We start from the raw sequence: 12,265 nt of genomic DNA on the forward strand, positions 1-12,265 counted from the left end.
GCTGTAGACACCGATGTTGATGATTCGGCGTATGTAGAAAACAGTGCCGAACAATCAGACGCCTTGCTGAACGATGATGAAGCGGTGGCAGACGATACGTACCAGGATGAAGCCCTTACGACACCTGAAGTGTCAGATACCAACACTGCACCCTTCGAAGAGCAGGACAGTAGCGACACTGCTGATTCAGACCTGGAAAGCCGACTTTCACTACCTGCAACAAATCAGGAAACAAGTCAGGATGAAGCTGGCAACGTTGTACTGACATTTACTTTCGCAGGAGAGTGTTGGGTCAATGTCACAGACTCAACCGGGGAAGCACTGGCTTTTGGCATTAAAGCCGAAGGGTATGTGATGTCGGTATCGGGTGTGCCGCCCTTCGAGGTTACACTGGGCGCGCCCCATGTTGTACAAATTGATTATGATGGTGATGCGGTCGATATGTCTGGGTTTGATCCCAAACGTACCGCGAAGTTTTACTTACCTATGCAGGAACAATAATGTTTGCTGATAGCCCTATTACGCGCAGAAAATCTACTCGTATTTATGTTGGCAAGGTGCCGATTGGTGATGGCGCGCCCATTGCCGTGCAGTCGATGACAAATACACCGACTACCGATGTAGAGGCGACCGTCGCGCAAATTAATCGCATTAAGGCTGTGGGAGGCGAGATTGTCCGCGTATCTATTCCCACTATGGATGCGGCAGAAGCGTTTAAGCAAATCCGCCAGCAGGTAGATATCCCGTTAATCGCTGATATTCACTTTGATTACCGCATTGCGCTGAAAGTGGCTGAATACGGTGTAGACTGTTTGCGCATTAACCCCGGTAATATCGGAAATATCGAACGGGTAAAAGCGGTTGTTGACTGTGCTCGTGACAAAAATATTCCTATTCGGATTGGCGTCAATGGCGGCTCATTAGAGCGGGATCTACAGGAAAAGTACGGTGAACCTACGCCGGAAGCGTTGCTGGAATCCGCCATGCGTCACGTTGATATCCTCGACAAGCTCAACTTCGACCAGTTTAAGGTATCGGTAAAAGCCTCCGACGTGTTCTTAGCCGTTGGTGCTTACCGTTTGTTGGCCAAAGAGATCGACCAACCACTGCATTTAGGCATAACCGAAGCGGGTGGACAGCGGGCTGGCGCAGTGAAAAGTGCGGTTGGCCTGGGTATGTTACTGGCTGAAGGTATTGGTGATACGCTGCGCGTATCGCTGGCGGCCGACCCGGTAGAAGAAATCAAAGTGGGTTTCGACATATTGAAATCACTGCGTATTCGGTCTCGCGGCATCAACTTTATTGCGTGTCCAAGTTGCTCTCGTCAGGAATTCGACGTTATTGGTACGGTCAACGCGCTGGAGCAGCGTCTGGAAGATGTATTAACGCCTATGGACGTCTCCATTATCGGATGCGTGGTAAACGGTCCCGGTGAAGCTGAAGTGTCAGATCTGGGCCTTACCGGCGCGCGCAATATGAGCGGCTATTACCTTGATGGCAAGCGTCAGAAAGAACGCTTGGCAAATGATGACCTGGTTGACCAACTGGAAAAACGTATACGTGCGAAAGCGGCAATGTTGGACGAACGCAATGCCATTGCGGTAACACAGAAAGACTAAAGCAGGCCGTTTTTCAGTGCCGATATAATCGGCAAGAATGTTTGTTGTTTAGTGCTAAAGCCCCTATAATGCGGGGCTTTTATGTAAGCTTGAGAGAAATAAGTGGCGAAGACAATTCAGGCTATCCGCGGAATGAATGATTGCCTGCCGACAGAGTCGGGTAAATGGCAACAAGTGGAAGCAACGATCCGTCAGGTGGTGGCCAGCTACGGTTATCAGGAAATACGTACACCGATTGTAGAAAGTACCGATTTGTTTAAACGGTCGATTGGTGAAGTCACGGATATCGTTGAAAAAGAAATGTATACCTTTGAGGACCGCAATGGCGATAGCCTGACGCTGCGTCCGGAAGGTACCGCCAGTGCAGTTCGTGCCGGTAATGAACACGGTCTTATTTACAATCAGCAACAGCGCCTGTGGTATATGGGCCCGATGTTCCGCCATGAACGTCCGCAAAAAGGCCGTTATCGCCAGTTCCACCAGTTTGGTGTGGAAACCTATGGTTTAGAAAGTGCCGATATCGATGCTGAAGTGATTTTGCTGTCTGCCAGATTGTGGAAACTGTTTGGCATTGAAGATGCGGTATCACTGCAAATCAATTCTTTGGGCTCTAATGAAGCTCGTCAGGCTTATAAGCAAACCCTGATTGACTATTTAAGCGCGCACAAGTCGCAATTAGACGAAGACTCGCTGCGCCGTTTGGAATCCAATCCTCTGCGCGTGCTGGACAGTAAGAACCCTCAGGTTCAGGAAGTGGTTGCTAACGCACCTTCTTTACTGGATCACCTGGACGAAGAATCAGAGGCTCATTTCAAAAAATTGTGTGAACTTCTGGACGCAGCCGGAATCCGATACGAAGTTAACCCGAAGCTGGTACGTGGCCTGGATTATTACAATCGCACCGTATTTGAATGGGTCACCGACAGTCTGGGAGCGCAAGGTACGGTTTGTGCTGGTGGTCGTTATGACGGTCTGGTAGAACAACTGGGCGGCAAAGCTGCGCCTGCGGTGGGTTTTGCCTTAGGTCTGGAACGTCTGGTTTTGCTACTGGAAACACTGGATAAAATAGAGGCCAACGACGCCGCAGCAGAAATTTATGTTACCGCGATGGGTGATGACACACTGGCTTATGCAAGTCAGGTTGCTGAAACCCTGCGTGATCAAAAACCAGCATGGCGTGTTATGTTGCATTGCGGCGGTGGTAACTTCAAAAAACAACTGAAACGTGCAGATAAAGCCGGCGCTGTCGTTGCATTGTTAATTGGCAGTGACGAAATGGCAGCCGGACAGGTCTCCGTTAAACCATTGCGCAACAATGGTGAACAAATCACGGTGGCAGCCACTGAACTGCCACAGGTTTTGACTGGTATGCTTGCCGGGTAAACCAGGCAATATCAATTTACAGAGGTAAAACATGGAACAATTCGCTACAGAAGATCAACAAGTAGAAGCGATCAAGCAGTTTTGGAAAGACCATGGCACGTCGCTCATTTTAGGTGCAGTGCTTGGCCTGGCGGGTCTATTTGGCTGGCAATATTACAGCGAATCACAAATGGAAACCAAAGAAGCGGCTTCTATTAGCTATCAGGACGCGTTAGAAACCCTGGTGGCTGACGATAATGCAGGGCCCATCTCAGCGCTGATCGAGTCAGGTGAAGTCAGTGGCTACAGTGATCTGGCCAGCCTGATTGCGGCTAAACAAGCTGCAGATAAAGGCGAGCTGGAAGTGGCGGCAAGTTATTTGTCAAAAGTTGCGACCAATGGCAGCGATGAGAGCTTAAAGCAAGTAGCTGCTGTGCGTTTAGCGCGCGTACAACTGGCTTTAGAGCAACACGACAAAGCCCTGGCGACGCTGGATATTGCTAAAGACGAGGCGTTTGTGGCGCAAGTTGAAGAAACAAAAGGCGATATTTTTGCAGCGCAAGGGAACTTTGACAAGGCTCGCATGGCCTACTCTTCTGCTCTAGAAAAAAATACCAACAACCGTTTACTGCAAATGAAACTCGACAACCTTGCAGTAACAGCAGGATAGTGAATGACAGCAATAACTCGAAACATCTCACAGAACCGCGCATTACTGTGTAGCCGTATGTTTAAGCGGGTCGTCGTTGGCGCAATTATGATTGGTCTGACAGGGTGTTCAACCGTGTCCGATTGGTTTGCTGATGAAGAAGAACTGAAAATTCGCCGCATTCCGGCGATTCAGAACCAGATTACGCCAAAGGTGGTCTGGGATTATAATCTGGGCGATGGTGTTAACGGCTATTACTCACGTTTACGTCCGGCGTTTGCTAACGACAAAGTATTCGTGGCTGAACGCCATGGCGAAGTAGCGGCACTGGCCCCAGACACCGGCAAAGCACTGTGGCACAAAAACTTTGCTATCTTCCCTGACGAGTCCTTCTGGGACGACATTGCGCGCTTATGGCGCAGTGGCGCGTCGGCCAAGCTAAGCGCAATTGCCGCGGGTTACAACATGTTATTTGTTGCCTCTGAAGACGGTTTAGTGCGTGCGTTAAACGTAGATACGGGTGAGACCATCTGGGAAGCCACTGTCGCCGGTGAAATCCTGGCAACGCCAGCAATGGATGAAGGTATTCTGGTATTAAACACCGGTGCCGGCATTTTGTTTGGGCTGGACGTTAAAACAGGTGAACAGCTGTGGCGCAGTGAAACCGATGTTCCACCACTGAGCTTACGCGGGATCTCAGGTCCGGCTGCCTCAAATGGTGGTGCGCTAGTGGGTACCCCAACAGGCAAGCTGCAGGTAAATATTCTTAACAGCGGTATCCCAGCCTGGGAAACAGCCATTACGGCCCCATCGGGTGCGACTGAACTTGAACGTATTATTGACGTTGACTCAACGCCTGTGGTGTTTGGCACCAACGTCTACATCGTATCCTACGACGGTACACTGGCGGCACTTGAATTGCGCAGCGGTCGTATTTTGTGGAAACGCGAATACGGTTCTTACCGCGATCTCGCTGTCAGCGGTAATAAGATTTATGTGGTCGATAACCGTTCTATTGTTTATGCATTAGACCGTCGCAACGGCGTAGAGTTATGGTCGCAGGGTGGCCTGAAACAACGCAATCTGACTGCGCCTGTGGTTACCGACACGCATATCGTAGTGGGTGATAAATGGGGTCTGTTGCACTGGATTGATCAGGAAGAGGGCAGTTTAGTCGCCCGTTACGACCTGGGCGGTGATGACGAAGACGAAGCTATTTATACAGCACCGATTGTGGTCAATGATCTTATTGTGACCATTACCCGTGACGGAGACGTTGCTGCGTTATCCGCAAAATAATCCTCAGCGCTGAATAATGCGCAATATTTATATATAATTACACGGCCGCGTCTTTGACGCGGCCGTCTGTTTGTTTAACTCTGTAAGGAACATCACTATGTTGCCTGTTGTGGCGCTGGTTGGCCGGCCCAATGTGGGTAAGTCCACCCTGTTTAATCGATTAACGCATACCCGAGATGCGTTGGTTGCCGATTTTCCTGGTCTGACTCGTGACCGTCAGTACGGTCAGGCGAGTTATGAGCAGCGCCAGTTTATTGTGGTGGATACCGGCGGTATTACCGGCGACGAAGAAGGCATCGATGCCCGCATGGCCGCGCAGTCTTTACAGGCCATTGAAGAAGCCGATGTGGTGTTCTTTCTGGTTGATGCCCGTGCTGGCTTATTGCCTGCAGACCAGATGATTGCCGATCACTTGCGCAAGACAGACAAGCAGGTATTTGTGCTCGCCAATAAGGTTGACGGCATCGACGGCGATAGCGAGAGCGCCGAGTTTTATTCCATGGGGTTGGGTGACATTCACCAGATCGCCGCTGCGCATGGACGAGGCGTAGCAAAGCTCATACAGGACGCGCTAGAACCTCTGGATGAAGAGTTTCCGGAAATGGCGGTCCGCAAAGACGAAGAAAAGTCTGAACTGGATCCTGAAGAGCAGTTAGAGCAACTGCAAAACCTGCCGATTAAACTGGCCATAGTGGGTAAACCCAATGTCGGTAAATCTACGTTAACCAACCGAATCCTGGGTGAAGATCGCGTTGTCGTTTACGACATGCCAGGTACTACCCGAGACAGTGTTCACATACCTCTTACCCGCGACGAACGTGAGTACGTATTAATCGATACGGCAGGGGTTAGGAAACGCAAGAAAGTGTCTGAAGCGGTTGAGAAGTTTTCTATTGTTAAAACCCTAAAGGCGATTGAAGAAGCGAATGTTGTCCTGTTGGTGATTGATGCACGCGAAGGCATTGCCGATCAGGACTTGAGCCTGTTGGGCTATGTGTTAAATTCAGGCCGCTCGCTGGTAATTGCCGTGAACAAATGGGATGGCCTGGATACCGACGTTAAAGACGATATTAAGCGTGAGCTAGACCGTCGTCTTGGCTTTGTTGATTTCGCCCGTCTTCACTTTATCTCGGCTCTGCATGGTACCGGCGTAGGCAACCTGTTTGAATCGGTCAATGAGGCATACAGAAGCGCGACCAAGCGCATCAATACGTCAATGCTGACACAAATTATGGAAATGGCTCAGGACGATCACCAACCGCCATTGGTTCGTGGACGTCGGGTAAAAATGAAGTATGCGCACGCGGGGGGGTACAATCCACCGGTTATTGTTATTCACGGTAACCAGGTAGACGATTTACCCAGCTCGTATAAGCGTTACCTGATGAACTATTTCCGCAAAGCACTGGACGTCATGGGCACGCCGATCAAAATTGAATTCCGCGAGGGTGCGAACCCGTTTGAAGGGAAGAAAAATCAGCTTACTCTGGCGCAGCAACGCAAACGTAAGCGCCTGATGGCTTATCATAAACAGAAAAAATAAGCCGGTAATCTGTCTTGGAATGAAAAGCGAAAGCATGTAGCGGCTTTCGCTTTTTTGTTTGCGGGGCAATATTTTATGCGGATGAGTATGAAATCGGGGCTATTTTAACGCCCGGCGGATCTCTTTCATCAGTGCCGATTCGGGCGGTACCTGTAAATGAGGAAAAGCGGCTTGCACGAGCGGATCGCTTATTCTCGCCGGAAATGTTGTACTGAATTTAACGAATTTATCTTCTATCTGAAAGACATAAATACTGGCAAACAGGGATTCACCGGTCTCGCTTTCCGCAAACATTTCTGCCATTACACCCGCGTTAGGTAAAAACGCCGACTCAACCGGCGTAAATAACTGCTGCATGGTAACTGCCATAGCCCTGGCTTTAGCGACTTCATTTGCCGTATCAACCGCCTTTTTAAGCTCCGCTTTTACACTAACATCTGAGGGCTGTGTCAGCGCTGAAAGCATGGGGTACACGGCTATATCCAGTATTGCTTCTTCGAATTCAGGGTGGGTATAGCGGGCTATCACGCCTCGAAATGGGTCCGGGTAAAGGTACCGTTGAGACAAGGAAAACGCATCAAGGGTCTCAGGTAAGTGTAGTTGGGCATTGTAATCACTAGCCCCCATGGCGGCATAGAGATACGGTGTACTGAAAACCTTCGCATTTTCTACGTGTTTCCACCACGTTAAGATGACCTGGCTGACGTCTGATGGAGAGATTGCGCCCTGGTTCTGATGCCAGTATTCAACTGAAAACGTGTCGATAGAAACGCCTCGCCACTCTACTGAGAATTCAGTGACACTCTTGCGCGGCGAGTGTGCATTACTGCTCTCTTCGGGTTGGGTAAGCTGGTTGCCAATGAGTAATTCGTAGTCATGCCGGCTGACCGAGGGACTGAGGTTCTCAAACAAGGCGAGGGAAGACAGTGCATTCAGGAAATCACCCGCGGGAATACCGTCGTTTTTACATTGATAGCTTTGTGGCAAGTCTGTCTGGCAGGCAGCCATGCCTTGCTCACTCAGATAAGATGAAAATACGTTGATATCCAGCGCTATCGGTGTGTTTTCAGGCACGGGCAAGATTGGCTGAGCAGGAACCGGTGGAGTGACCTGGTGTGCACAGCCAAGGATACACAACACAGAGGCTGTTGCTATCCATCGACAACTAAATTTAAACAAACATCCGTTCCTTATGGTGACTTGTCACTGTCCACGAGAGGCTGGCAGTGTGTCACGACACTGGTGATTTCCCCGTCTTTCACCCGGGTCACCAACGTATCTTGTGCAGCAATGTGTGCCACCGAGGTTACCGCTTTGTCGTTTTTCAGGGTAATTGAATAACCGCGCGATAACGTTGCTAATGGACTCACAGACTGTAATAAGTGAGCCATCGACGCGAGTCGTAGCCCATTGGATTCCAGTTTGCGCTGCATAAGAGAGAGTAATCGTTGGTGGCTATGATGACACCGGCTCCGCAAGGCTTCAAGCCGTATTTCCGGATGCTGTCGTTGCAGGCGATGTGACTGCGACTGCACGGCTTGTTGAGCCTGAGTAAGTCTTCGCGTCATCGCCTGATGCAAGCGCTGCTCGAGGCGGTCAATGCCTTGGCTTTGCTGATTCAACTGAGCCGAAGGATGGCGTCGAATTAAGCGCTGCTCCAGAGTCATTAACCGATGGGTCTGGCGCTGAATCAGCGACTGCGTCGATTGAGACAACCTGCGCGTCAGGTTGCGGATCTGCGATAAAGACTCCGTCTGGTCCATAGACACCAGCTCAGCTGCCGCAGACGGTGTTGGCGCACGCAAATCAGCCACAAAATCGGCAATGGTGACATCGACCTCATGCCCAACGGCACTGACGACCGGAATCCCAGAGCGGGCGATTTCCCGGGCCAGCGATTCATCGTTAAAACACCACAGGTCTTCCATCGAACCGCCACCCCGGGTGAGGAGTATTACGTCGACTTCATTGCGTTGATTGGCAACCCAAAGTTGATGCATTAACTGCCGGCTGGCTTGTTCGCCTTGTACCATAGACGGATACACAATAACTTCGGTTGCCGGACTGCGTCGTTTTAATACGCTTAATACGTCGTGAAGCGCCGCACCTTGCGCTGATGTAATAACCCCGACGCGTTTAATGACTTTTGGCAAGGATTGTTTACGACTTTGATCAAATAACCCTTCAGCTTGTAAAGAAAATTTTAATTTTTCAAAGGCCAGCTTCAACTGACCTTCGCCTTCGGGTTGTAACGTTTCTACAACCAACTGATAGTCACCCCGAGGTTCATAAAGGCCAACACTGGCTCTTACCAACACGCGATCACCTTCTCGTGGAGGTTGACGAACTACCCGGTTGGCAGTGCGAAACATCGCTGCCCGCACCTGTGCCTTGTCATCTTTGAGGGTGAAGTACCAGTGCCCGGAGGCCGCACGAACGAAATTAGAAATTTCAGCAGTGAGCCACACCAGACCGATTTCACTGGTTAAAATGTTGCGTGCAAGGCGATTTAGTGTTGTTACCGTGTGAATTTTTTGCCCCTGAGGAGCGGTGTTGCTAACCATCGAATGAAAAAACCTCAGCTTTAATACAAATACAGTTTACCTGAAACTGAAAAAACACTACAATTGCGCCGCAATTAGGCCTTTACTACACAGGTGTTATTGCATGCTCAGAATCGCTCAAGAAGCGCTAACCTTTGACGATGTTCTATTGGTTCCTGCGCACTCCACAGTGCTACCGCACACGGCAAGTTTACAAACCCGACTGACCCGCGAGGTCACACTTAATATCCCTATGGTTTCAGCCGCTATGGATACGGTTTCTGAAGCGCGTTTGGCGATCGCTCTTGCCCAGGAAGGCGGCATCGGTTTCGTTCATAAAAATATGACGCCGGAAGAACAAGCCAAGCACGTTCGCGAAGTGAAGAAATACGAAAGTGGCGTAGTGTCTGATCCGGTAACCGTATCAGAAACTGACAAGCTTGGCGACGTCATTGCGCTAAGTAAACGCATGGGCTATTCCGGATTCCCGGTAACCGACAAAGAAAACAATCTGATCGGTATTGTAACCGGTCGCGACCTGCGCTTTGAAAATCGCCTTGATTTACCGGTGGGTAAAGTCATGACGCCAAAAGATCGTTTGGTTACGGTAAAAGAAGGTGCCAGCTCTGAAGAAGTCCTGGAGCTGATGCATGAACACCGCATTGAAAAAATCCTGGTTGTCGACGACGCGTTTAAACTGTCAGGTTTGATCACGGTAAAAGATTTCCAAAAAGCCGAAAGCAAACCCAATGCCTGTAAAGATTCATTAGGTCGCTTACGTGTTGGTGCTGCAGTGGGCGTAGGCCCGGGTACCGACGAGCGCATTGAGCTGCTGGTTGAAGCCGGTGTGGATGTGTTGTTAATCGATACCTCTCACGGTCATTCGCAAGGTGTTATCGATCGCGTTAAAACCGTACGTGCTAAATACCCTGAATTACAAATCATTGCGGGTAACGTTGCGACTGGCGACGGCGCAAAAGCGCTGGCCGAAGCAGGTGTGGATGCGGTTAAAGTGGGTATTGGCCCAGGCTCAATCTGTACAACCCGTATTGTTACCGGCTGTGGCGTACCGCAAATTACAGCGATTTCTGACGCAGTAGCGGCGCTGGAAGGTACGGGTATCCCGGTTATTGCTGACGGCGGTATTCGCTTCTCGGGTGATATCGCAAAAGCGCTGGTAGCCGGTGCGAGCTGCGTCATGGTAGGCAGCATGCTGGCCGGTACGGAAGAAGCGCCGGGTGAAGTTGAACTTTATCAGGGCCGTTACTACAAATCGTATCGCGGTATGGGTTCACTGGGTGCCATGAACCAACGCAATGGATCATCTGACCGTTACTTCCAGGAAAGCGACAACGCTGAGAAGCTGGTACCAGAAGGTATCGAAGGTCGTGTGGCGTATAAAGGTCCTATTGCGAATATCATTCACCAGCAAATGGGCGGCTTACGTTCGGCTATGGGTCTGACAGGTTGTGCGACCATTGCTGAGCTAAACACCAAGCCACAATTTGTGCGGGTAACAGCAGCTGGTATGGGTGAGTCTCACGTACACGACGTTAGCATTACCAAAGAAGCGCCTAACTACCGTTTAGGCTAAGCACATCCCAAAGCGATTATCACAGGCTGGTTTTATACCAGCCTGCTTATTTTTATTTGAAGGCGAAGACCATGACACAAAACATCCATAAGCATCGAATTCTTATTTTGGATTTTGGATCGCAGTACACACAGCTCATTGCCCGCCGCGTGCGCGAAATTGGCGTTTACTGTGAACTCTGGGCATGGGATGTCAGCGAAGAGCAAATTAAAGAGTTTGACCCAACCGGCATCATCTTATCAGGTGGCCCGGAGTCGGTGACTGAAGCTGGTTCTCCTCGTGCCCCGGAATATGTGTACGAAGCAGGCGTGCCGGTACTGGGTATCTGCTACGGTATGCAGACTATGGCGCAGCAACTTGGTGGTCAGGTTCAGGGTTCTGACAAGCGCGAATTTGGTTATGCTCAGGTTGAAGTGGTGAAGTCCAGCGCATTACTGGCGCAAATCGAAGATCACCTGAACGACAACGGCAATGCCTTGCTGGATGTGTGGATGAGCCACGGCGATAAGGTGATTGCCATCCCTGAAGGATTCGAAACCGTTGCGCTTACACCGTCTTGTCCGCATGCCGCGATGGCAAACGAAGAGAAGCAATTCTACGGCGTACAGTTCCACCCGGAAGTGACGCATACTCGCCAGGGGATGCGCCTGCTGTCTCACTTCGTGCTGGATATTTGTAAATGCGAAAAACTGTGGACGCCAGGCGCGATCATCGACGATGCGATTGAGCGTATTAAACAGCAGGTCGGTGAAGATGAAGTGATTCTGGGTCTGTCTGGTGGTGTTGATTCTTCGGTAACGGCCATGCTGTTACACCGTGCTATCGGCGACCGCCTGACATGTGTTTTTGTAGACAACGGATTACTGCGTTTGAACGAAGGCGCACAGGTCATGGATATGTTCGGCGACCACTTTGGTCTGAACATCATCAAAGTGGATGCAGAAGACCGTTTCCTGGCCAAACTGGCTGGTGTGGAAGATCCGGAAGCCAAGCGCAAAGTAATTGGTAACGGGTTTGTGTATGTCTTCGACGAAGAAGCCAGTAAGCGCGTCAATGCAAAATGGTTAGCGCAAGGCACTATTTATCCGGACGTGATTGAATCTGCGGGTTCGAAAACCGGCAAAGCCCATGTGATCAAATCTCACCATAACGTAGGTGGATTACCGGAAGACATGGAGCTGGGTTTGGTAGAGCCACTGCGCGAGTTATTTAAAGATGAAGTGCGCAAGATTGGCCTGGAGCTGGGCTTGCCTTACGACATGCTGTATCGCCACCCCTTCCCTGGTCCAGGCTTAGGTGTACGCGTACTGGGCGAAATCAAGAAAGAGTACTGCGACTTGCTACGCTGTGCAGACGCGATCTTTATTGAAGAGCTGTACAAAGCCGATCTGTACAATAAAGTCAGCCAGGCCTTTACCGTATTCCTGCCGGTGAAATCAGTGGGCGTAATGGGCGACGCCAGAAAGTACGACTGGGTTGTATCACTGCGCGCAGTTGAAACCATCGACTTTATGACCGCTCACTGGGCACACTTGCCTTATGACTTCCTGGGTAATGTGTCGAACCGCATTATCAACGAAATCGACGGTATTTCCCGCGTAGTGTATGACATTTCCGGTAAGCCACCGGCTACCATTGAGTGGGAATAATCTGCGC

Annotated in this window: 10 protein-coding genes; 8 read left to right on the forward strand and 2 right to left on the reverse strand. The window is 50.2% G+C overall.

The genetic code is table 11. From position 1 onward, the window contains the following. The 6 genes from AC4MRN_RS15170 to der form a co-directional block, all read left to right on the forward strand. Positions 1-501, forward strand: a 501-nt coding sequence (locus tag AC4MRN_RS15170) for a RodZ domain-containing protein (RefSeq protein ID WP_491203736.1), incomplete at its 5' end; no start/stop codon positions are given. Next, positions 501-1,619, forward strand: a complete 1,119-nt coding sequence (gene ispG, locus AC4MRN_RS15175) for a flavodoxin-dependent (E)-4-hydroxy-3-methylbut-2-enyl-diphosphate synthase (RefSeq protein ID WP_073323083.1) — start codon at positions 501-503, stop codon at positions 1,617-1,619. The genes AC4MRN_RS15170 and ispG, both read left to right, overlap by 1 nt. A gap of 102 nt (positions 1,620-1,721) precedes the next feature. Further along, the gene (gene hisS / locus AC4MRN_RS15180; protein WP_073323081.1) at positions 1,722-3,002 is read left to right on the forward strand and encodes a histidine--tRNA ligase; all 1,281 of its coding nucleotides are present in this window, start codon (positions 1,722-1,724) and stop codon (positions 3,000-3,002) included. 31 nt (positions 3,003-3,033) lie between these two features. Then, positions 3,034-3,651 (forward strand): YfgM family protein, encoded by a 618-nt coding sequence (locus AC4MRN_RS15185; protein ID WP_073323079.1) that lies wholly within the window; start codon positions 3,034-3,036, stop codon positions 3,649-3,651. Between the two features lie 57 nt (positions 3,652-3,708). Continuing rightward, positions 3,709-4,929 carry an outer membrane protein assembly factor BamB gene (gene bamB / locus AC4MRN_RS15190; protein ID WP_255052764.1) on the forward strand — a complete coding sequence of 407 codons (1,221 nt, stop codon included), beginning with the start codon at positions 3,709-3,711 and terminating at the stop codon, positions 4,927-4,929. 97 nt (positions 4,930-5,026) lie between these two features. Then, a complete protein-coding gene (gene der / locus AC4MRN_RS15195) occupies positions 5,027-6,472 on the forward strand; it encodes a ribosome biogenesis GTPase Der (protein WP_073323077.1) in 1,446 nt (481 codons plus the stop codon). Between the two features lie 99 nt (positions 6,473-6,571). Here der and AC4MRN_RS15200 read toward each other — a convergent pair whose 3' ends face one another. Both AC4MRN_RS15200 and xseA read right to left on the reverse strand, forming a co-directional pair. Further along, positions 6,572-7,651, reverse strand: coding sequence for a hypothetical protein (locus AC4MRN_RS15200; protein ID WP_491203737.1), 1,080 nt, complete (start codon positions 7,649-7,651; stop codon positions 6,572-6,574). An 11-nt stretch (positions 7,652-7,662) separates the two neighbouring features. Next, positions 7,663-9,036: an exodeoxyribonuclease VII large subunit gene (gene xseA / locus AC4MRN_RS15205; RefSeq protein ID WP_491203738.1), complete on the reverse strand. Its 1,374-nt coding sequence runs from the start codon at positions 9,034-9,036 to the stop codon at positions 7,663-7,665. A gap of 103 nt (positions 9,037-9,139) precedes the next feature. On the opposite strand from xseA, the gene guaB reads away from it, so the two are divergent. Then, positions 9,140-10,609: an IMP dehydrogenase gene (gene guaB / locus AC4MRN_RS15210; protein WP_491203739.1), complete on the forward strand. Its 1,470-nt coding sequence runs from the start codon at positions 9,140-9,142 to the stop codon at positions 10,607-10,609. A 71-nt stretch (positions 10,610-10,680) separates the two neighbouring features. Next, the gene (guaA, locus tag AC4MRN_RS15215) at positions 10,681-12,258 is read left to right on the forward strand and encodes a glutamine-hydrolyzing GMP synthase (RefSeq protein ID WP_491203740.1); all 1,578 of its coding nucleotides are present in this window, start codon (positions 10,681-10,683) and stop codon (positions 12,256-12,258) included. Positions 12,259-12,265: the final 7 nt, after the last annotated feature.

This window comes from Marisediminitalea sp., from assembly GCF_984433645.1.